Annotated in this window: 24 protein-coding genes; 8 read left to right on the top strand and 16 right to left on the bottom strand. The window is 65.5% G+C overall.

The window, feature by feature from the left end; translation table 11 throughout:
* Positions 1-14: 14 nt before the first annotated feature.
* Together ACZ5YA_RS01005 and ACZ5YA_RS01000 are read right to left on the bottom strand one after the other, a co-directional pair.
* Positions 15-884 carry an N-formylglutamate amidohydrolase gene (locus tag ACZ5YA_RS01005; protein ID WP_251880846.1) on the bottom strand — a complete coding sequence of 290 codons (870 nt, stop codon included), beginning with the start codon at positions 882-884 and terminating at the stop codon, positions 15-17.
* A gap of 2 nt (positions 885-886) precedes the next feature.
* Positions 887-1876 carry a Bug family tripartite tricarboxylate transporter substrate binding protein gene (locus tag ACZ5YA_RS01000; protein ID WP_054458219.1) on the bottom strand — a complete coding sequence of 330 codons (990 nt, stop codon included), beginning with the start codon at positions 1874-1876 and terminating at the stop codon, positions 887-889.
* Positions 1877-1988: 112 nt separating this feature from the next.
* Between ACZ5YA_RS01000 and ACZ5YA_RS00995 the strand changes: the two genes are divergently transcribed.
* Positions 1989-2921: a LysR substrate-binding domain-containing protein gene (locus ACZ5YA_RS00995; RefSeq protein ID WP_118933303.1), complete on the top strand. Its 933-nt coding sequence runs from the start codon at positions 1989-1991 to the stop codon at positions 2919-2921.
* Between the two features lie 99 nt (positions 2922-3020).
* Here the strand turns inward: ACZ5YA_RS00995 and ACZ5YA_RS00990 are convergent, their stop codons facing one another.
* The 6 genes from ACZ5YA_RS00990 to ACZ5YA_RS00965 all read right to left on the bottom strand — a co-directional run bounded on the left by ACZ5YA_RS00990 (position 3021) and on the right by ACZ5YA_RS00965 (position 7184).
* Entirely contained in the window at positions 3021-3236 is a 216-nt protein-coding gene (locus tag ACZ5YA_RS00990) for a hypothetical protein (protein WP_042792993.1), read from the bottom strand.
* 103 nt (positions 3237-3339) lie between these two features.
* Positions 3340-4446 (bottom strand): AGE family epimerase/isomerase, encoded by a 1107-nt coding sequence (locus tag ACZ5YA_RS00985; protein ID WP_059378425.1) that lies wholly within the window; start codon positions 4444-4446, stop codon positions 3340-3342.
* A 148-nt stretch (positions 4447-4594) separates the two neighbouring features.
* Positions 4595-4807 carry a hypothetical protein gene (locus ACZ5YA_RS00980; RefSeq protein WP_008159938.1) on the bottom strand — a complete coding sequence of 71 codons (213 nt, stop codon included), beginning with the start codon at positions 4805-4807 and terminating at the stop codon, positions 4595-4597.
* 325 nt (positions 4808-5132) lie between these two features.
* Positions 5133-5357, bottom strand: a complete 225-nt coding sequence (locus tag ACZ5YA_RS00975; RefSeq protein WP_059378402.1) for a hypothetical protein — start codon at positions 5355-5357, stop codon at positions 5133-5135.
* Positions 5358-5427: 70 nt separating this feature from the next.
* Positions 5428-6174 carry a sulfite exporter TauE/SafE family protein gene (locus tag ACZ5YA_RS00970; RefSeq protein ID WP_059378404.1) on the bottom strand — a complete coding sequence of 249 codons (747 nt, stop codon included), beginning with the start codon at positions 6172-6174 and terminating at the stop codon, positions 5428-5430.
* A 98-nt stretch (positions 6175-6272) separates the two neighbouring features.
* Positions 6273-7184, bottom strand: a complete 912-nt coding sequence (locus ACZ5YA_RS00965) for a DMT family transporter (protein WP_059378405.1) — start codon at positions 7182-7184, stop codon at positions 6273-6275.
* 160 nt (positions 7185-7344) lie between these two features.
* Between ACZ5YA_RS00965 and ACZ5YA_RS00960 the strand changes: the two genes are divergently transcribed.
* Positions 7345-7815, top strand: a complete 471-nt coding sequence (locus ACZ5YA_RS00960; protein WP_006226939.1) for an Lrp/AsnC family transcriptional regulator — start codon at positions 7345-7347, stop codon at positions 7813-7815.
* Between the two features lie 100 nt (positions 7816-7915).
* Positions 7916-8149: a hypothetical protein gene (locus tag ACZ5YA_RS00955; RefSeq protein ID WP_059378407.1), complete on the top strand. Its 234-nt coding sequence runs from the start codon at positions 7916-7918 to the stop codon at positions 8147-8149.
* 68 nt (positions 8150-8217) lie between these two features.
* On the opposite strand, the gene ACZ5YA_RS00950 is transcribed toward ACZ5YA_RS00955, so the two are convergent.
* From ACZ5YA_RS00950 to ACZ5YA_RS00940, 3 genes are all read right to left on the bottom strand, one after another.
* Positions 8218-8811, bottom strand: coding sequence for a BPSL1445 family SYLF domain-containing lipoprotein (locus tag ACZ5YA_RS00950; protein ID WP_059378409.1), 594 nt, complete (start codon positions 8809-8811; stop codon positions 8218-8220).
* 120 nt (positions 8812-8931) lie between these two features.
* Positions 8932-9408 carry a hypothetical protein gene (locus ACZ5YA_RS00945; protein ID WP_464091878.1) on the bottom strand — a complete coding sequence of 159 codons (477 nt, stop codon included), beginning with the start codon at positions 9406-9408 and terminating at the stop codon, positions 8932-8934.
* The gene (locus tag ACZ5YA_RS00940) at positions 9384-10247 is read right to left on the bottom strand and encodes a MurR/RpiR family transcriptional regulator (RefSeq protein WP_251880854.1); all 864 of its coding nucleotides are present in this window, start codon (positions 10245-10247) and stop codon (positions 9384-9386) included. Before ACZ5YA_RS00940 ends, ACZ5YA_RS00945 begins: the two co-directional genes overlap by 25 nt.
* A 117-nt stretch (positions 10248-10364) precedes the next feature.
* Here ACZ5YA_RS00940 and ACZ5YA_RS00935 point away from each other — a divergent pair, with 117 nt between their 5' ends.
* Complete coding sequence (locus ACZ5YA_RS00935) at positions 10365-11363, top strand: Bug family tripartite tricarboxylate transporter substrate binding protein (RefSeq protein ID WP_464091877.1); 999 nt, start codon at positions 10365-10367, stop codon at positions 11361-11363.
* Positions 11364-11374: 11 nt separating this feature from the next.
* Entirely contained in the window at positions 11375-12328 is a 954-nt protein-coding gene (locus ACZ5YA_RS00930; RefSeq protein WP_464091876.1) for a M14 family metallopeptidase, read from the top strand.
* Between the two features lie 30 nt (positions 12329-12358).
* Here the strand turns inward: ACZ5YA_RS00930 and ACZ5YA_RS00925 are convergent, their stop codons facing one another.
* Both ACZ5YA_RS00925 and ACZ5YA_RS00920 read right to left on the bottom strand, forming a co-directional pair.
* Positions 12359-12793 (bottom strand): GNAT family acetyltransferase, encoded by a 435-nt coding sequence (locus ACZ5YA_RS00925; protein WP_059378415.1) that lies wholly within the window; start codon positions 12791-12793, stop codon positions 12359-12361.
* 249 nt (positions 12794-13042) lie between these two features.
* A complete protein-coding gene (locus ACZ5YA_RS00920) occupies positions 13043-13948 on the bottom strand; it encodes a PhzF family phenazine biosynthesis protein (protein WP_306633152.1) in 906 nt (301 codons plus the stop codon).
* Between the two features lie 141 nt (positions 13949-14089).
* On the opposite strand from ACZ5YA_RS00920, the gene ACZ5YA_RS00915 reads away from it, so the two are divergent.
* Both ACZ5YA_RS00915 and ACZ5YA_RS00910 read left to right on the top strand, forming a co-directional pair.
* Positions 14090-14521: a hypothetical protein gene (locus tag ACZ5YA_RS00915; RefSeq protein WP_464091875.1), complete on the top strand. Its 432-nt coding sequence runs from the start codon at positions 14090-14092 to the stop codon at positions 14519-14521.
* An 86-nt stretch (positions 14522-14607) separates the two neighbouring features.
* A complete protein-coding gene (locus ACZ5YA_RS00910; protein ID WP_464091874.1) occupies positions 14608-15246 on the top strand; it encodes a hypothetical protein in 639 nt (212 codons plus the stop codon).
* Between the two features lie 19 nt (positions 15247-15265).
* Here the strand turns inward: ACZ5YA_RS00910 and ACZ5YA_RS00905 are convergent, their stop codons facing one another.
* Positions 15266-16255, bottom strand: a complete 990-nt coding sequence (locus ACZ5YA_RS00905; protein ID WP_464091873.1) for a 2-hydroxyacid dehydrogenase — start codon at positions 16253-16255, stop codon at positions 15266-15268.
* 134 nt (positions 16256-16389) lie between these two features.
* On the opposite strand from ACZ5YA_RS00905, the gene ACZ5YA_RS00900 reads away from it, so the two are divergent.
* Entirely contained in the window at positions 16390-17283 is an 894-nt protein-coding gene (locus ACZ5YA_RS00900) for a LysR family transcriptional regulator (protein ID WP_464091872.1), read from the top strand.
* A 2-nt stretch (positions 17284-17285) separates the two neighbouring features.
* On the opposite strand, the gene ACZ5YA_RS00895 is transcribed toward ACZ5YA_RS00900, so the two are convergent.
* On the bottom strand, positions 17286-19022 hold the full coding sequence (locus tag ACZ5YA_RS00895; protein ID WP_251880861.1) for an IlvD/Edd family dehydratase: 1737 nt from the start codon (positions 19020-19022) through the stop codon (positions 17286-17288).
* A 20-nt stretch (positions 19023-19042) separates the two neighbouring features.
* Positions 19043-20053 (bottom strand): Bug family tripartite tricarboxylate transporter substrate binding protein, encoded by a 1011-nt coding sequence (locus ACZ5YA_RS00890; protein ID WP_118933312.1) that lies wholly within the window; start codon positions 20051-20053, stop codon positions 19043-19045.
* Positions 20054-20301: the final 248 nt, after the last annotated feature.

Raw genomic sequence — 20301 nt, 5'->3', positions numbered from 1 at the left:
AGCCGCGGGGAAACTTAAGCCGGCGCCGCCTGGCGCGCGCGCACGTAGGCCGCCACCTGGGCCAGCACGTCGGACAGGTCGGTCTGCAGCGGCGCAAAGCCCGAGTTGCGCTCGCGCGTGGCTTCGTCCATGTACAGCGGACGGCGGATTTCCACCTGCAGGCTGTGGCGGTTCAAGGCCGGCTGGCCGATCTGCGCGATCAGCTGCACGCCCTTGTAGGGGTCGTTGCGCGCCACGGTGTAACCCTTGTCGCGCAAGGCGGTCTCGATCAGGGCGATGAACTCGGGTTCGCAGGTCGTGCCGTCGCGGTCGCCCAGCACGAAGTCCGCCAGCGGATGCTCGCTCTGGCGGCCCAGGCGCTCGTAGGCGTCGTTGGGCATGGAATGCAGGTTCAGATGCCAGACCGCGCCAAAACGCTGCCGCACCTGCTGAATCGCCTGGGACAGCGCAGCATGGTAGGGCTCGTAGTACGCCTGGATGCGGTGGCGCACTTCGGCCAGCGTCAGCTTGCGATCGTAGATCGGCGTGGACTTGTCCATCCTGCGCCAGATCAGACCCTTGCCCAGGCGCGTCTTCTCGCCCGGGTCCAGGGGTTCGGGCCAGGGCTGCGCCAGCAGCTCCGGGTCCAGGTCCTGCAACGTGCGGTTCGGATCGATATAGACGCGCGGAAAGTTCGCGGCAATCAGCGTCGCGCCCAGGGCCGGCGCCGCCGACCACAACGCGTCCACGTGCGTGTCCTCGCCCTGGCGCAATTGCGCCAGGGTGGCCGCGGCGCCGAAATCGTCGGGATAGCGCTCGCCGCTATGCGGCGAATCGCAAACCAGCGGCAAGGCCGGGCCGGTGGGCTCGTGTACGGAAACAGCGTCGAAGTCGGCGTGGGTCATCGTCAATCAGCCTGAATGTTGGCAGTCTTGGCGACCTTGGCGTAGCGCGCCAGGGCCTGCTGGATCTGCGCCTCGAATTCCTGGGGCGTGGTCCGCACCAGAGTACCACCCACTTCCTCGGCCTTCTTGCGGAATTCCGGATCGTCCTGGGCGGCGCGCACCGCCTTGTTCAGGCGCTCGATCACGGCCGGCGGGGTGCCGGCGGGCGCCACCAGGCCGAACCAGCCACCCGTGCCCATGTCGGGGTAGCCCAGCTCGATGTAGGTCGGCACGTCGGGCAGCAGTGGCGAGCGTTCGGCGCCCAGCACGGCCAGCGCGCGCAGCTTGCCGCCCTGCACCTGCGGCAGGGTCGAGGACAGGTTGTCGGTGATCGCGTCCACCTGGCCGCCCATCACGTCGTTCAGCGCCGGACCGGCGCCGCGGTACGGCACGTGCAGCAGCTTGATGCCGGACAGCATCATGAAATTCTCGATGTTCACGTGACCCAGCGAACCCACGCCCGGCGAAGCGAAGCTATAGCGTTCCGGCTGCTTCTTGGCCAGGGCCACGAACTCGGCCATGTTCTTGGCCGGGAGACCCGGGTTGATCGCGAAGATGCTGGGCACGGCGACCACGTTGGCCACCGGCACGAAATCCTTCACCGGGTCGTAGTTCATCTTGCGGAACACGGCCGGATTCGAGCCATGCGTGCTCATCGTGGCCATGCCGATGGTGTAGCCGTCGGGCGTGGCGCGGGCCACCTGCTCCATGCCCATGGAACCGCCGGCGCCAGCCTTGTTCTCGACCACGATGGTCTGCTTCAGGTCACGGCCGGCGTACTCGGCCACCAGGCGCGCCACGATGTCGGTCGAACCGCCGGCGGCGAACGGCACCACCAGCTTGATGGGACGGGCGGGATAGTCGGCGGCTTGGGCGATGCCGGCGAAGGACAGGGTAGCGAACATGCCGGCGAGCGCGAAGCGCGCGGATCGGCCCAGAAGGCGGCGGGACATGGGGATGACTCCGAAAGTTGAAGGTCAGTCGACAAGGCCGCCAGTGTCCGAACTTTACGATCCCCTTTCAAACGACTATATTGCACGGCTTCATTACCAATGGTCATGCTAGATGCGACTGCACTCGCCCTCCATGTCCGAACTGCACGCCTTCGTGACGGCGGCACGCCTGGGCAGTTTCACCCGCGCCGCGGAGGTCTTGTGCGTCACCCAGGGCGCCGTCAGCCGCGCCATTTCCCGCCTGGAAGCGCATTTCGGCCAGCCGCTGATGCATCGCAACGCCCATGGCCTGACCCTGACTGAAACCGGACGCCGCCTGTACGACGGCACGCAAGGCCCGCTGCAGCAGATCGAATCGCTCAGCGCCGGGTTGCGCGCCAACGACCGCCGCCTGCGCTTGACGCTGTCGACGGTGCCGACGCTGGCCAGCGCCTGGCTGGTGCCCCGCCTGTCCGACTTTCACGCGCGCCATCCGGATATCCAGCTCGGCTTCGCGGCCTACCGCCGCAACGAGGACTTTTCGGGCGCGACGCCCGATGCCAGCATCCTGTCCGGCCTGCCCGAGCAATGGCCGGGTTGGCAGGTGGATTACGTGATCGGGCGCGAACTGGTCGTCATCTGCCACCCCGCCCGGCTGGCGGCGCGGCGCGCGCAGGGACTCTGGGAGACCCCGGCCGGCCTGCTTGGGGAGCCGCTGCTGTATCACTCGAATGGCATGGACAACTGGATGCAGTGGCTGGCCGCTGCTGGCGTGCCGCGCGCCTCGGTCCAGCTGTCCAATGGTTTCGACCAGGTTTCCATCCTGGTCCGCGCCGTCATGGCCGACATGGGCATTGCCGTGCTGCAGCGCTGCCTGGTCCGCGACGACCTGCAGGCGGGACGCGTGGCGGCCCCGTTTCCCGACCTGCCCATACGCATCGCCCGCGGCTATCACTTATGCGCGCCGGCCCAGCGCCGCGACCACTATGCGCTGGCCTGCTTCCGGCTATGGCTGCTGGAGACTGCCGGGCAGGATCCCGACGTGGTGGCCGCCGGCCCGGGTTGAGCGGCAGCAAGCAACATGTGGTTTCGTGTGACGGAGAACAACTGCGACGAAATGAAAACGGGCTCCTGAGGAGCCCGTCTGGATGGCGCAGCGAATAGCTCAGGGTGCGAGCTTGAACCCCAGGTCCACGCCCCACTTGTCGGTTTCACGCAGCCATTTCGCCCCGCAATTCAGGCAGCGGAAGTGGTCTTCACGGCTTTCTTCCCGGCCCTTCTGCGTCGGGTTGGTGAATCCCTGATGCCCCAGATGGGCATGCGGCGCAACGCCAGCAAGCCCAGGGTTAATGCGTTGGCAAGCCAGGCACATAACGCTCATTGATGCTTCCCTACAAACATAGTAACCAAATTGTAAGGGATTCCACCAATACTTTTCTATCAATATATGACGATAAATCCAAAAATAATTGTTAACGCCACAATTAAACAACGGTCGGCATGGCGGACAGGCAGGTAGCCAGGTGGTATGGGGAGGTCGAAGGCATGTCCGCGCGCACCACCGCCCCGTCCGCGTCCAGGCATTCGTACCAGCCGCCAGCGTGCAGGAAACGCGCGCGGAACATGGCCAGGCCGGCCTCCAGCGCGGGCAGATCCCCCAGCACGCCGAGCACCCGCAAATACTCGGTCTGCGCCCAGATCCGGCGCGTATCGTCGATCACGGCGCCGGACTCGTCCAGCGATGCCGCCACCCCGCCCGCGTCCACGCCATGGCGGCGCGACCAGCGCACCGCGCGCGGCAGCGACTCCGTCAGCTCCAGGCCGTCGAAAACCTCGGCCGAGCCTTGCACCAGCGACAGCCACTCGAACTGATGCCCGGGCTCCAGCCGGTTGCCGGCCGTACCCTGCCGCTGTTCCGAGATGCACTGGGAGGCCGCATGCACGAAAAAATGGCTGATGCCTTGCGCCAGGCCGCGCAGACGCTGCGCGTACAGCGCCGGCTCCGCGACCTGGGCCGCCGCCAGATATGCCTCGGTCAGATGCATCATGGGATTCTGCGCGGGCGCGCGCAGCGGCTGGCTCAGGTCGGCGCTGAGCGCCGCGTGATACAGCCCGTCGGCAGTCTTGAAGCGCGCCTCGATGGTCGACGACGTCGACAACATGAGCTTGCGCGCATCGGCATTGCGGCTGCGGCGGAAATAGGCGGCGCAGGCCAGCACGATGAACGCGTGGGTGTACAGGTCCTGCGTGTCGTCCAGCGCATGTGCGGCGGCGTCCACGCTGTAGCGCCATCCGCCATGGGACTCGTCGCGGAATACGCGGCGCAGCGATTCGAACAGCACATCGGCATGCGCGCGCGCGGCGGCGCCAGACGCTTCTGAAAAAACGTAGAGCTGGCGCGCGCAAGCCATGGCGCGGTAGCGCTCGGCCGGCAGCGGGCGGCCGGTAGCTGCGTCCAGCGATTCAAAAGGCAGACCCAGCGCGCCATTGAAACCCTGCCCCATCCAAAGAGGCAGGACAACGGAATCAAAATGGTCGCGGAATGCGCGGATGTGTTCCGCAAGTGAAGAGTTGGTCTGTGCGGCAGTCATCTTGGAACGGCGCATACCCACTGAGGGCCCCAGATTTTGGAGCAGCAACGATAACCGAAATTTTCGTCGCAAACCTTTGAGTATTCTCCGAAGCGTCATGCTCACACAGACCGGTCCAGCCAATCAGCTCCGTCCAGGGCGGGGCGCCCTATCGGAAGATGTTTTCCTCTACCCAGTTCTGCGCGAATACTTCCGCGCGATCGCGTGCTTCGTCCAACGAAGCGCAGTTGCCCAAGTGGGAAAACGCGGCATCCACTTCGGTGCCGCCCTCGGCCGTAACCGTCAGCAGTACGCCATATCCGCCGGTATCCATGGCCGCTGTGGAAACGTCGATCAGAACTTCCTGGTCACGATGCTGCATGTGCTACCTCCCAGTCGGTTACCTAAACGCGTGAACCACGCGTGACGTTGCGGGGGCAGAATCCCCGCGCAAATGAATAGACCTGCAAACGTCACGCAAGTTCATCTTACTGGCGACTCGTGGCCTGCGATACGTCGAAAAGCAGCCAAATCGCGCATTCCGTCTCAGGAAATTCCCGTAGCACGGCCCTAGTCGTCGCGAACTCGCGAAATACTGCGAAAACATTCGCAAATTGTGTGGAAATTCCCGCGCCAAACGGTCAAGACGCAGCGAAACGCGGAGAGCGGCCCCGGGCCGCTGCTGTCGACATAATCGGATTCGCGGGTCAGCGCACGTGGATGGCGCCTGGCTCTTCCATGCGCAGGGCGAGCTTGCCCTTCTCGGTGATGAGCCAGCGGCCGTCGGCGTCGGCTGCAATGCAACGCAGCGTCTCCAGCGCCTGCGCGACGTGCGCGGGCACTTCGGTCTGGACGGCGCCGGGCGCGCAATTGTCGGCCACGATGCGCAGCCAATGTCCCAACTCGCCTTTCTCGAAACGGTGCAATGCCATGCGGTGATTCTCTCTTGAATACCCAACGATAGCATGTCGCCGGTCCCGCCCAGATGACCGGTAAGGGACGCTAGGCAAGCAGCTTGGGCAAGGATGACGCCAGCAGCGCCACGCCCGACACGGTGAGCAGGCCCAGCACGATGCGGCGAAAAGACACGTCGCTGATGCCCACGTACACGCGCGTGCCCCATAAGGTTGGCACCAGCATCGCCGGCACGATCACCGCGAACAGCGGCAGCATGTCGCGCGTCACCACACCGGTGTAGACATAGCTGGCCATCGTCACAACCAGCATCGACAGGTTGAAGTTCTGGATCACCGCGCGCTGTACGTCGCGGTCAAAGCGGCGCAAGGTGCACCACAAGGTAGGAATGACGCCGGTGAATCCGCCTATGCCGCCCATGACGCCGCCCATCGCGCCCACCACCCCATCGGCCAATCGCCCCCCTGCCTTGATGGGAGGCAAGCGCGTCGCGAACAACATCACCGGACACCAAACCACCAGCAGCCCGCCCACCAGCGCTTTGAACATCAGCGGATCCAGGTATGGCAACAGCTTGACGCCCAACGGAATCCCCAGCAATCCGCCTGCCACGAAGGGCAGCAGATGCACCGCCGCGAATCCGCGGCGCATGGTAAAGGCGGCCAGCAACTGGCCAGTCAGCGAGCCGAACACCACCATGGCGGCAGCGAGTTTCGGATCTATCGTCCAGGCCCAGAACGACATGGCCACCATGCCGAAGCCGAAGCCCGAGAGGCCCTGCACGAACCCGGCGGCCATGGCGCCCGCCGCGACCAGCACATATAAGGAATCCATACCCGCCGCATGCCTGCTAGAGAAGCCGGAACGGTTCCGGCGCTCGACATTCTAGACCGCATCGCTGGCTGGCTTCGCGGCGGCGGCGTGCAGCCGGACTACGAAGCGCGCAGCGCCAAAGGCCGCTTCAGGCGCGTCGCCGCCGCCGACGCCGCCACGCTGGCGCCGATCAGGGCCAGGCCCAGCGCCAGGTCGGCCGAGATGCGCTCCTGGAATACCAGCGAGGACACGATCAGCCCGATCACCGGCACGCACAGCATGGCGATCGAGGTCGCCACCGGCGGCATCTTCTGCGTCATGCCCAGCACCACAATAAAGGTCAGCGCGGTAGCCAGCGGGCCGGTGTACAGGATCACCGGCCATGCCTCGGGCTGCGCCAGGAAGACGGGCGCGCCATCGCGCATCCACGCCAGCGCGGCCAGCGGCAGCGCCGCGATGGCGGTCTGCCAGGGAATCATGTCCGCGCCCAGGCGGATATGCCGGTAGCCGCGCAGCTGGATGATGTTGCAGGCCCATGCAAAGGACGCGCCCAGCAGCATCGCCAGGCCGACCACCGTGTGCGCCTGCCAGGGGCTGAACGCGGGCGCGACGATGACGGCGATGCCGGCATAGCTCAGCGCCGTCGCGAGCCATTGCGCCATCGACAGGCGTTCCTTCAGGATCAGCGAGGACAGCGGAATGACCCAGATGGAAGTGGCGTAGGCGATCACGGACGCGCGCCCCGGCGCCACGTATTGCATCGCCCACAGCGCCAGCGCCGTGAACGCGCCCATCTGCAGCAACGCCACGCCGGCCACCAGCGGCATTTCCTGCCGCGTGGGCAGGCGCAGGCGGCCCAGCATGCCCAGCACCAGCGCGCTGATCAGCGCGGCCGAGCCGAAGCGGCTGGCGGCCAGCCAGAGCGGGCTCATGTGCGTCAGCCCCAGCTTCATGACGGGCCAATTGCCGCCCCAGATGGCTACCGCGCCGACCAGCGGCAAAAACCTGCCCAACGTGCTCTGCTGACTCATTACTGCCCAATCTACTGCTTGAATATTCCGCGCTTTGGCACAATTGCCAAACGATGGAATAGTCTATAGGGTTAACCCCAGCATATTTCACTGCATTCAAGGGCGATACCCGTCATACTCAGCACAGATGAATTGCTGAATGACCATACCTGGGTGACTTATGCCGGAAATCAACCTGGATGCCACCGACATCCGTATCCTCAACGAACTCCAACGCGATGCGCGGCTGACCAATGTCGAGCTCGCCGCGCGCGTGAACCTGTCCGCCTCGCCCTGTCTGGCGCGCGTGCGCCGGCTCGAAACCGAGGGCCTGATCGACCGCCGCGTCACCTTGCTCAATGCCCGCAAGCTGGGCCTGAAGGTCAACGTGTTCATCCAGATCTCGCTGGACAAGCAGCGCAAGGCGGCGCTGGACGTGTTCGAACGCGAGATCGCGGTCCTGCCGGAAATAATGGAGTGCTACCTCATGTCAGGCGACGCCGACTACCTCATACGCGCCCTGGTGCCCGACGTGGACGCACTGGAGCGGCTGATCGTCGAACACATCACCCGCATCCCCGGCGTAGCCAGCATCCGTTCCAGCTTTGCCTTGAAGCAGGTGCTGTACACCACTGCCGTCCCGCTCGCGTGAGGCCTGCGGCGGCAACTTGCGGGATCCGCGACGCCCCTCCACAATGAAAGCGCCGCGCCCCGCGCCGGCGCCCCTCCCATCGCCTAGCAAGGAGAACACCATGCCTGAAACCGACTGGTTCCCCGGCGGCACGCTACCCGATCGTCAGGGCTACTTCGAAGTGGAATTCGAAACGGGTCAAACCGAAATCACGCGCTACGGCCTGCTCGGCTGGGAGCCCGAGCAGGATCGCGGCCGCATCAAACGCTGGCGCGGCCTGGACCCGGACATCGAAGCTGCCGAAATGCAGCGCGAGAGTTCGGTGCGTAACAACGGCGATACGCTCATGGGCTGAAGCGCCGGCTGACGCGCCAAACAAAAACGCCGCGGAGACCATCCGCGGCGTTTTGCTTGGCAGGCAGCTCAAAGATCCAGTTTGGAGATCTTGGTGCCAGCCAGGGACACGCCTGCCATCAGGCCGCCGTTGTTCATCACGAAACCGACAATGGGCTGCTGCGCCGTGTTGGTGTCGATGCGGCCATTGGCGCCAACGTTGACGACCGCGACCGTCGCGTCGGCGCCCACGGTCCAGCCGCTGCTGTTGCGGAACTTGGCAAGCGCCTCGTCCGTCATGAACAACAGCACCATCGCCTTGGACTGCGCGCCCGCCTGGAAGCCGACGGAACCCGCCGTGGTGCTGTAGTAGCCAGCGGTGGAGCTGCCCACGCGCAGCACGCCCTTGCCATGTTCGGCGCCGATGATGAAGCTGCCGCTCAACACATCGGGAAAGATCAGCACGCCCCGGGCGCGCGCGACCAGTTCCCTGGACTGCGGCGAGGCTTGATAGAGCTTGCCCAAGGTGGCGTCGGCCGCACTGTTCAGCGATTGGCGCTGTTCAGTCGCGGTTGCCGAGGATTTGGGACTGGTGGTGGTGCAGCCGGTAAACATCAGGCCGGCCACACCGATCGCCGCGGCGGCCAGGCCAGCGCGGCGCAAGACAGGAAAAGTATCAAACATGGAACTCTCCTTTGTTGTTGTCACCCTACACCAATGTACCGGGCAAATCCGCCAGCGCAAAGCATGCGATTGTGTGAAAAGAAACAAAAACCTGCCTGCCGCCGCGGGTCGGGCCCGCCGCTACAGGATGCCGTAGCGCGGTTCGCCCGTGGCTTCATCCACCGACACGATGCCGGACAGCACCAGTTCGGCATGGCGTCTGGCCGTCCCGGGATCCTCGAAGGTCACGAAGCGCGGCAGCGACCAGCGGCGCTCGAATTCGCCTGCCACCCTGCGGCATACCGCAACCTCGATCGCCAACATGCCGGTATCCAGCCGGATGACCTGGCATTCCACCTCGAATCCATCAATATGACGCTGTGGCCACGCGCCCATTCCTTGCTCCTCGAAATTGCTTTTCCCGGCCGCAATATGCCAAAAAATTTTTAGCTTGAAAAGCAATGTTTTCAAGGAGTTATGGAGTACTAGAGCAGGTAGTGCGAACGCATCTTGCCGCGCCTCCAAATGGCCGAAAATCGGTTCGAATCCAGGCCTTTGGCACTCGCCGCGCACAACGGTGCGGGCCGCGTCTTTCAGCCGCCGGGCGGGCGTATCCATTGCGCATCCCACAAGCCTTCGCCGCGCTCCAACGCCGCGCCCAAGGCCTGTTTGCTGCGCTGCGCCACCGCCGCGAGCAAGGCATTGCAGACGGAAAAGGCCGCGGTGTAGGAATCGAAAGGCGATGCGCTGGAGCTGCGCGCGATCAGCACGTGGTGTGCCGACGCCGCAGCGGGCGCCGACGCCGAATCGGTGATCAGGATCACCTTGCCGCCGCGTTGCCGGAAGTACTGCACCGCCTTGGCCGCGGCAACTGAATAGCGCCTGAAGGTAAACGCCAGCAGCACGTCGGCCTCGTCGATCCAGAGCAGCTGGTCTTCCAGGAACAACGGACCGGCGGCGACCATGGGCCTGACCGAAGGCAGGCACAGGTTCAGGTACAAGGCCACGTGGCTGGCCAGCGGCGCGGCCTGGCGCAACCCCAGCACGTGCACCCGCCCCTTGCGCTGCGTCAGCAGCCGCACGGCGGCCTCGAAAGCCGCCACGTCGATCGACGCGTAAGTCTCCTTCAGGTTGTGCTGGTCGTGCAGCAAGGCGTTGTGCAGGCAGGCGCGCGGCGACGGCTTGTCGGCGCCTACCGCGTCTGCGCGTTCGCCGGGCGAGGCCAGGCGCGCCGTCACCTCCGCGCGCGCCTCCATCTGCGCCTGCGCATAGCTTTCGTAGCCGAGCTTGGCCAACAGGCGCACCACGGTGGAAGCGCTGGTGCCGACCTGCCTGGCCAGCGCCGTCGCCGATTCCAGCAAGCTCTGCGGATAGCGCGCCTGCATTTCCTCGACCAGCATTTGTTCGCTCTTGCTGAGCTTGCGGCCGTAGCCGGCGATACGTTGGTGCAGGTTCATCCTTGCATGGCCCTAGGTGATAACCCCAAATCTCACAACACACATTGCATCTTATATTGCAGCCTGCAATATTCATTGCAAATTAGACCAAACCCGCAGACATCACAAGAGAGTTCCATGAAGCATCACCCCCAGGGGCCGTCCTTGACCCGCCGCAGCCTGGTCCTGGCCGGCCTGGGCGCCGCCTTGCTGCCGCTGGCCGCGCGCGCCAACGCCTATCCTTCGCGCCCCATCACGCTGGTCGTCCCCTTTCCTGCGGGCGGCTCCGTCGACCTGATCGGCCGGCTGTACGCGGACGCCCTGGGCAAGGCGCTGGGTACCAGCGTCATCATCGAGAACCGCGACGGCGCGGGCGGCGCCATCGGCAGCAAGCGCGTCGCGCGCGCCACGCCGGACGGCTACACCTTGGTCGCGTCCTCGCAAAGCTCGCACCTGGCCAACCCGCTGATGCGCAACGACCTGGGCTACGACCCGATCAAGGACTTCGTCTCGATCTCGCAGCTGTCGCGCACGCCCAATGTGCTGGTGACCAACGCCGCCGTGCCGGCCCGCAACCTGGCGGAATTCGTGGCGCTGCTGAAGGCGCGCCCCGACCAGCTGCACTATGCCACCGCGGGCATCGGCAGCATGGGTCAGCTCAACGCCGAACTGCTGAAGAACACCTTGCAGTTGCAGGCCGTGCACGTGCCCTATCGCGGCGGCGCGCCGCTGATCAACGCGCTGCTGTCCGACCAGGCGCAGTTCGCGCTGGACAACCTGGCGCCCTTCCTGCCCCACATCCAGGTCGGCAAGATGCGCGCGCTGGCGGTGGCCGCCCCCAAGCGCCTGGACTCCCTGCCCGACGTGCCGACCTTCGAGGAACTGGGCTATCCCGTGCTCAACTCCATGTCGTGGATCGGCCTGGCCGCGCCCGCCGGCACGCCGCCCGACATCGTCCAGAAGCTGCTGGCCGCCGTGCGCACCGCCGCCACCGAGGACGGCATGCCGCAATCCCTGGAAAAGGCCGGCGCGCTGCCCCCCGAGAACCAGACTCCGCAGCAGTTCACCGCCATGATGTCCGAGCGCCTGGCGTTGTACAAAGACCTGATCGACCGCGCCGGCATCCGTCCTGAATAGGCCCTACTCCCATGAAAAATCCCGCTTTCGAACCCGACACCGCTCCGCTCGAAGTCCTGCCGCGCGATCTCTCGGCCTACCGCGAGGGCAATGTCGGCATTCCCTACGTGCACCGTTTCGAGTCGGGCCGCCCCGGCCCGCATGTGCTGATCAACGCCATCACGCACGGCAACGAAATCTGCGGCATGGTGGCTGCGACCCATCTGTTGGACAGCGGCGTGCGCCCCAAGATCGGCACGCTCACCGTCAGCTTCGCGCACGTCGAAGCCTATGAAGCCTTCGATATCGAAAACCCCTACGAGAACCGCCAGCTCGTCCACAACCTGAACCGCATCTGGTCGGCAGCCATGCTGGACGGCCCGGAAGACAGCCCCGAACTGCGCCGCGCCCGCGAGCTGCGTCCGGTGCTCGACGCCGCAGACTTCGTGCTCGACATCCACTCCACGCGTGCGCCGGTGCAGCCCTTCTGGGTCTACACCGAGATGGACCGCAACACGGCGCTGGCCAGCGCCGTCGGCGTGCCGCAGGTGCATCTGGTGATGCCTCCCGACCTTTTCCCTGGCACCGGCGTCATGGGCTACGGCCGCCATGGCGATCCGCACTCCGACAGCAGCGGATCGCTGGTGGTCGAATGCGGCCAGCACTTCGCGCAATCCGCCGCCGACCTGGCCACGGACGTCACGCTGCGCTTCCTGGCGCACACGGGCCTGGTCGACATGCCTGCCGGCACGCCGCCCCCGCCCGCGCCGCAACGCTACCGCCTGCTCGAAGTGCATATGGTGAAGTCCGAGGACTTCACCTTCACGCGTCCGGTGATCGGCTTCGAGACCTTCGCCAAGGGTGAACTCATCGCCATGAACGGCACCGAGGAAATCCGTTCGCCCTGCGATGACTGCACCATCTTCATGCCCACCCGCATGCCCATCGTGGGCCGCGAAGCGGTATACCTGACCGTGGCGATCTGATCGCTGCCGCGCGCGCCTGGTCCGGTGCCGTCAAAGGTCCGGAATCAGGCGCTTGCCCAGGCTGATGACCTCGTCCTGCTGAAAGCCCAGGGTCGCGTAGAAATCCTTCACCGCGGCATTGCCGGACCGGATCAGCAGATTGATCTTGGGGCAGCCCATTTCCAGCAACCTGCGTTCGACTGCCTGCATCAGCGCGGTCGCGTGGCCGCGGCGCTGATGCGCGGGCGAGACCGCCAGGTAGTTGATCCAGGCGCGATGGCCGTCATAGCCGCCCATCAGCGTCGCGACGATCGCGCCGTCCGCCTCTCCCACCAGGAACAGATCCGCCTGCACTGCAAGCTTGCGCTCGATGTCCTTGCGCGGATCGTTCCATGGGCGGGTCAGGCCGCAGTCATGCCACAGCTGGATGATCGCGGCTTCATCGGTCGAATGGTAGGGCCGGATGGCGAGGTCTTGCGCACTCATGCTTCGTTCCTTCAAGGATGGCAACGAAAGCCTTGCGATACGCCTCGACAGCGGGACCAGCCAGAAACAGAAAAGCCACGAGGAGTATCGTGGCTTTCAGGGATAGGCGCCGAGGGTTCGGCGCCTGGACGTGACTGGCCACTCAACGTAAACGTCGAGCGATTCGTCGGCAGGTTGCGCCGGAGATCGGCGCGAAATGCGGTGCGTTCATGCGGTCAGCATACACGAGGCCACGCGGAGCCGCCAGGCTCAAGACACATCAGGGGCCGCCAGCGTACCTTCCATCACCACCACGGCCTCTCCCGCCACACCCGCCCAAACGCCATCTGCGCGCGGTTCGGCGTGGGCCAGCAGCACGCTGGCGCGTCCCATGTCCACGCCCTGTTCCACCCGCAGGCGCAGCGCGCCCGCGCCGCGCAGGGCCGTGCGCAAGGCCGTCATGGCCGCCGTCGCGCTGCCGGTCGCGGGGTCTTCGGTCATGCGACCCGTGAACATGCGAGCCTGGACATCCGCCTGTGCACCCGCGCCCGTATCGGTGGTGTAGGCATAGATGGACTTTGCGCCGTCCAGCGGCAGCAAGGCCGCGTAGCCTGCCGGGTCTGGCACGGCCCGGCGCAAGGCGTCGCGGCTGGCCAATTGCACCACCAGGAAGATCAGGCCTACCGACGCCACCTGCGGCGCATGCGTGGAGGTATCGATGTCCGCAGGCTCCAGGCTCAAGGCCCGCGCGACCGCGGCGGCCGGCGCCTCGCTGGCGCGCGACAGCGGTTGCGGCGCAAGCAGTTGCGCACCGGCTGCGCCGCTTGCGCCCGTGCGCAGCGCAATGCGCACCAGTCCCGCCTCTTCCTCGAACACAAAGGTTTCCGGCACAGTCCGACCGGAGGCAGCCATTTCTCGTGCCAGCACCACGGCCGTACCGACGTTGGGATGCCCCGCGAACGGCACTTCGCGGTCGGGCGTGAAGATACGCACCCAAGCGGTATGGGCCGGATCCCGCGGCGGCAGCACAAAGCTGGTTTCGGAATAGTTGAACTCGCGCGCGATGCGCTGCATCTGCGCCGCACTCAGCCCCTGGGCGTCGAACACGACGGCCAGCGGATTGCCGCCGTACGCTTGGCTGGTGAACACATCGGCGGTGACATAACGGTAGCGCATGGAACGTCCTCTCAAACCGCGCGGACTGCGCGGCGACCGGTAAAGTTTGCGGGGCCAGCGTGTGGCCCGCCAGACACAGAGGCGGTGAATCGGGACCGTAACAGCGGGGGGATTTGGCATAGACTATTCCCCAAGACTGGCATGCTTGCCTCTTTCCAGCCACCGGTACATGACGATTTGCTCACGCCCGGAACCCGCCATATGTCCACGGTACGCACCTACTTCGAGAACCGCCTGCCTGCTGGTGAACTTGTCCGCCTGATGCTGGCGCAGGAGCCGTTCTTTCTTGAGAACATCGTCGACATCGATCAAACCGCCGCGGCGATGCAGGCGTTCTGCCATGAACACGGACTGACCGCTCGGGTGCTCAAGCAGCCCTACAACACCGGCATCACGGGTTGGGATCTGGCCAGTTTTCTTCCCGCCTGGATCGGCGCCCTGGGCCTCGGACTGCTTGCAGCCACCGCCCCGGGCAGGCAACGAATGGACGTCACCATCAAATTGCGCAGCAACAGTCTGCTCGAAGTGTGTTTCTCCCGGCCTGCCCCAGGTCCGGGCGCCGCCCTGCCTTGATCTCCGCGGCGCATCGCCCTCCTGTCTTGCATCAACTCGCCCCCACGCAGGCCTAGTACAATGTCCCATATATGGGGATGAAAAAGATGAAAGACAGTGCAAGACCCGCGGGGGCTCTTACCGTCGAAGCGGCGGTACGTCTGGCAGAGAACTGGGCCCGCGCGCATCACGCGGACGCCGATCGAAGCCGGAAGTTCGCCACCCAATGGCACCGGGACACGAGCCCCGACGACAGGCAAGGCGACGTGCTCCTGAGGGATCTCGCCTTCTTTTTCCAGGCCGCATCCAACGACGCCGCTTACTGGCGCTCGGTCGGAGACTTCACCGAGGAAGCCACTGGCCCCTGGGGAATCCAGGCGCTGAAAGCCTTGGCCGGCTTGAACCTCATCGGCCTGGCGGCATCCCTTATCCTGTTCGCCGCGCGCGACAGCTCGGCCTTCACGGCGGGCGCAATCAGCGCCTGCGCCTTGTTCCTGGCCGGGCTGCTGCTGGCCTATCCGGCGCTGCGGCTCACTCGCATTTCCCGCTCCACGGCGAACGCCGCCTCGGCCTTGCAGAGCCGCGAAGCGGGCGCCGCGTGGACCTGGGAACAACTGCGCTCCGCCAACGTCGGCAACCCCAACGTCGGCCGCAAGGAACGCAAGATCGCCTTGCGCCTGGCCGTCATCATGGCAGCCACCGCGACGGCGGGCTGCGCGCTGTTGATTGCCACGGTGTGGTTCTAGCGGGCAGCCCAACGTCCAGCTACGCCACTGGCGTAACTGCCCTCCCCGTCGTAAAGAACGACACCAGGTTCCGTATCGCCAGCTCCGCCATCTGGCGGCGAGTTTCGTGCGTGGCGCTGCCGATATGGGGCGCCAGGATCACGTTGGACAGGTGCCGCAGCGGGCTCTCGCCCAACGGCTCGCTTTCGAACACGTCCAGCGCGGCGCCCTGGATGATGCCGTTGGCCAGCGCATGGCACAGGTCGGCCTCGTTGATCACCGAGCCGCGGGCGACGTTGACGACCAGCCCCTCCGGCCCCAGCGCACTCAACACGTCGGCGTCGACGATATGGTGCGTCGCCGCCCCGCCGGGGCACGACAGGACCAGCACGTCCACATGGCTGGCCATGGCAGGCAGAGAATCAAAATGCCGCCACGGCGCCTCCTGGCGCGTGCGGCCGAAGTAGCTGAGGTCCACTTCAAACGGCACGAGCCGCTGGACGATCTCTTTGCCGATGCGCCCTAAACCGACGATGCCGACCTTCCTGCCCGCCAGGCTCGCCCCCAACGGAAAGGGCGAGGCCTCCCACGCGCCCGCGCGCACAAAGCTGTCGGCCGCAGGCAGCTTGCGCAGCAGGGCGAGCAACAGCCCCACCGCCAATTCGGCCACGGCCTTGTTCAACACGTCCGGCGTGTTGGTCACGACGATGTTCTTTTCACGCGCGCGGTCCAGCGCGATGCCGTCGTAGCCGACGCCGTTGGTGGCGATGATGCGCAGCCCAGGCAAGCGATCCATCAGCTCGGCGGGAATCCGGTAGTTCGAGCGCGTGACAATGCCGCCGATCGCCTCGGCCTGCGCGGGATCGTTTTTCAGCGCCTCCTCGTCGATCAACGTGAACCTCGAACGGAACTGCGCTTCCACCGACTCGGGAAAAACCCCTACCTTGAGCAGAGGGGGAAACCTGCCGTCCCCCTTGCCGGGGCCATTTGCTGCTGCCTGGCGCGCTTGGGCCAGTTCATGCTCGATCATGGATTTCAACCTCGACGCTATAACATACGGAAAATTGGCGCGATAAGCCTGCAACCATCGCAGCCGGGTTCGTAGCGGTTCGTGCGATCTTCAACCTGAAGTTTCTCCTTTCAGGGCAATAGGCCCATCGCATCATGGACATCAAGTGCATGCAGAGCTTCGTCGCGGTCGTCGAAGCCGGTTCATTCGCCGAAGCGGCGCGCAAGCTCGATCTGACCTCGGCCGCCATCGCCGCGCGCATCAAGGCGTTGGAGATGGACCTGGGCGTGGCGCTGGTCAAGCGCTCCGGGCGTTCGGTGCGGCCGACCGAGAGCGGCATGCGCATCCTCGAAGGCACCAAGGCGGCCATCCGCAATATCCGCGATCTGCGCGCCATGGCCGTCGACGGCGACCAGCCGGGCGAATTCCGCATCGGCTGTTTCGTGTCCGCGTTGACGAACGTGCTGCCGCCGATACTGAAATCGCTGTATCGCAAGCATCCGGACGCCTGCGTCTTCGTCACGCCCGGCGGCTCCATCGACCTGTGCGGCAAGGTGGTCAGCGGCGAACTGGACGCTGCCATCGTGGTGGAACCGCAGTTCGCCGTGCCCAAGAGCTGTCTCTGGCAGCCGTTCATGGAAGAGCCGCTGGTCGTGGTGGCGCCGTCCCATCTTGCGGACCAGGACGCCCACACCCTGCTGTCGACCCAACCCTTCATACGGTATGACCGCAACATCTACGGCGCCCAGTTGGCCGACCGCTATCTGCGCGACCATCAGATCTGGCCCAAGCAGCGGCTGGAAATCGACGGCCTGCTTGCCATCGTCGCGCTGGTGCACGAAGGCCTGGGCGTTGCGCTGATTCCGGACTGGTCGTCCATGTGGAAGTCGCTCGACGTGGCGCGCATCCCGCTGCCCAACCGCGCGCCCGTGCGCCGGAACGGCCTGATCTGGAATACCCGCGGCCATCATGCCAAGATGGCCGCGTCGATTTCCCAGGATGCCCGGACCCTCTTCGGCAATATGGAAGCACGCCGGGCAACGCCATAGCCCTACTTCGACTTGCCCGGCACGCCGCGCAGGAAGTCGAAATCCACGCCCTTGTCGGCCTGGGTCACCGTATCGAGGAAGAGTTTCTTGTAGCCACGCTCGGCCGTCGGCGGCGTGACCGGCTGCTCGCGGCGGCGGCGGTCCAGCTCTTCGTCCGGCACCAGCAGGGAGATCTCGCGCCGGCTCACGCTCAGGCGTATGCGGTCGCCGTTCCTGACATAGGCCAGCGGCCCGCCTATGGCCGCTTCCGGCGTGACGTGCAGCACGATGGTGCCAAAGGCGGTGCCGCTCATGCGGCCGTCCGAAATCCGGATGATGTCCTTCACCCCCTGCGACGCCAGTTTCTTGGGGATCGGGATGTAGCCCGCCTCCGGCATGCCGGGCGCGCCCTTGGGACCGATGTTCTTCAGCACCAGGATGTCCTGCGGCGTGACGTCCAGATCGGCGGCGTCGATGCGGCCCGCCAGATCTTCGGCGTTCTCGAACACCACGGCGCGGCCTTCGTGCTCCATCAGCCCGGCGTTGGCGGAAGACTGCTTGATGATGGCGCCCTCGGGCGCGAGGTTGCCGGACAGCACCGCTATCCCGCCCTGCGGATAGATCGGGTTCTGCCTGGTCCTGACCACGGTCTGCGGGAACCCCGGCCCCGCGCGCTCGATCTCCTCGCCCAGCGTCCTGCCGGTCACGGTCAGCGCGTCGAGCTTCAACAGCGGCTTGAGTTCGCGCAGCAGCGTGGCCATGCCGCCCGCCTTGTGGAAGTCCTCCATGTAGTGCTGGCCCGACGGTTTCAGGTCCACCAGCACGGGCGTCTCGCGCCCCATGCGGTCCAGCGCCTGCAGATCCAGGTCCAGGCCCAGCCGGCCGGCGATGGCGGTCAGGTGGATGATGCCGTTGGTGGACCCGCCGATGGCCAGCAGCACGCGCATGGCATTCTCGAAGGAATCCGCGGTCAGGATCTTCGAGACCGACAGGCGCTGCCTGGCGATCTCGACGGCCTGTGCGCCCGTGAGTTCAGCGATACGCATTCGGTCCGCCGTGACGGCCGGCGGCGTGGCGCCGCCAGGCACGGTCATGCCCAGCGCTTCGGCGATACAGGCCATGGTGCTTGCCGTGCCCATGACCGAACAGGTGCCCACGCTGGCCACGAGCTGGTTGTTGACGTCTGCGATCTCCTGAGCGTCGATCTCTTCGGCGCGGTACTTGCCCCAGTACCGGCGGCAATCCGTGCATGCGCCCACCCGTTCCGAACGGTGCGAACCCGTCAGCATCGACCCCGTCACCAGCTGGATCGCCGGGATGTCCGCCGACGCGGCCCCCATGAGCTGGGCGGGCACGGTCTTGTCGCATCCGCCTATCAGCACCACCGCATCCATGGGCTGGGCGCGTATCAGCTCCTCGGTGTCCATGGACATGAGGTTGCGCAAGTACATGCTGGTGGGAAAGGAAAAGCTCTCGTGGATGGAGATGGTCGGGAAGTCCATCGGCAGCCCGCCGGCGAACATGATGCCGCGCTTCACGGCCTCCAGCAGCTGCGGCGCGTTGCCGTGGCAGGGGTTGTAGGCGCTGCCCGTGTTGGCGATGCCGATCACCGGCCGGTCCAGCGCGCCGTCCGTGTAGCCCGCGCCCTTGATGAAGGCCTTGCGCAGGAACAGCGAAAAGCCGCTGTCGCCATAGCTGGTGAGGCCTTTGCGCAGGCCGCCGGCCTCGCCCTGCGACGCCTCGGTGTTTTTCTTGCTCATCTTGTTCAAGCTGCTTCCAGTTAATTTGCGGTAATGCCGCCGTCGCGGATGACCTTGGCCCACTGCTCGATTTCAGCGTTCAGGCGCGCCTTGGAGGCTTCGACGTCTAACGCATCGGCGTAGACGCCTTGCTGCAACAGCTGGGCCTTGGCATCGTCCTTGGCCAGCGCCGTGGTCAGCGCCTTGTTGATCTTGGCGACGATGGGAGCCGGCGTGCCGGCCGGCGCCATTACGCCAAAGAGCGAACTGACGTTGAAGCCGCTGAAGCCTTGTTCCTCGGCGGTGGGGATATCCGGCAACATCGAAACGCGCTGCGGCGTCAGCACGGCCAGCGGACGCAGCTGGCCGGACTTGATGAAGGAGATCGCGGCGGGCACCGTCTCTGTCATCGTCTCCACCTGGCCGCCGACCAGGTCCGTCATGGCCGGGCCGCTGCCGCGATAGGCCACGTGCACGATGTTGACGCCCGCGATCTGCTTGAAGAGTTCCATCGCCATGCGCTGCGGCGCGCCCGCGCCCGACGAGGCGAAATTGAGTTTTCCGGGATTCGCCTTGGCGTAGCTCACCAGATCGGCCAACGAGTTGATCGGCAGCTTGGGATTGACCACGGCCACCAGCGGCACGAAACCGACCACCCCGGCGGGCGCGAAGTCCTTGCGCAAATCGTAGGGAATGGTGTCCTTCTCCAGGGTCGCCATGACCGAATGCGAAGTCAGCGCCCCCATCAACAATGTGTAGCCGTCGGGCTGGGCGCGCGCCACTTCGGCCGCGCCGATATTGCCGCCCGCTCCGCCCCGGTTCTCGATCACGACCTGGCCGCCGATCTGTTCGCTCAGGCGCTGGCCGACGATGCGCCCGATCACGTCAGTCGCGCCTCCCGGCGGGTACGGAATGATCAGGCGGATGGGCTTGCCGGGATAGCTATCGGCGCCCTGTGCGTAGGCATGGCCAGGAACGGTGAAGGCGGCTGCCGCGATGAAGGCGGCCACGGCGATGTGAATGCGCTTGCGCGCGGCATTCTTACAGAACATTGTTGTCTCCCGATGCGTTCTTATGGCTTGAAAGCTCTAGGCGCATGTTCGCAAACTCTCGTCTGCGAAAAGAGAAAAAAATTTATGTTCTGTCAAAAAAATCCATGCGAGTCCTGGGGCGTTCGGATGAGGAAAATCCGGATCGCACTTCGGTGTTGTGAAGCAGGGTTCTTGAGTCGCCGGCGTCCGGGCTGCGGGATTCCGATGCTCGCCCCGGTGGGGCTGCGCTTCGGATCCCTCCGCCCGGC

It is taken from the genome of Achromobacter sp. JCM 18799, from assembly GCF_055395645.1.
The sequence above is the reverse complement of the archived record's forward strand: the minus strand, read 5'-3'. Positions and strand labels throughout refer to the sequence as shown.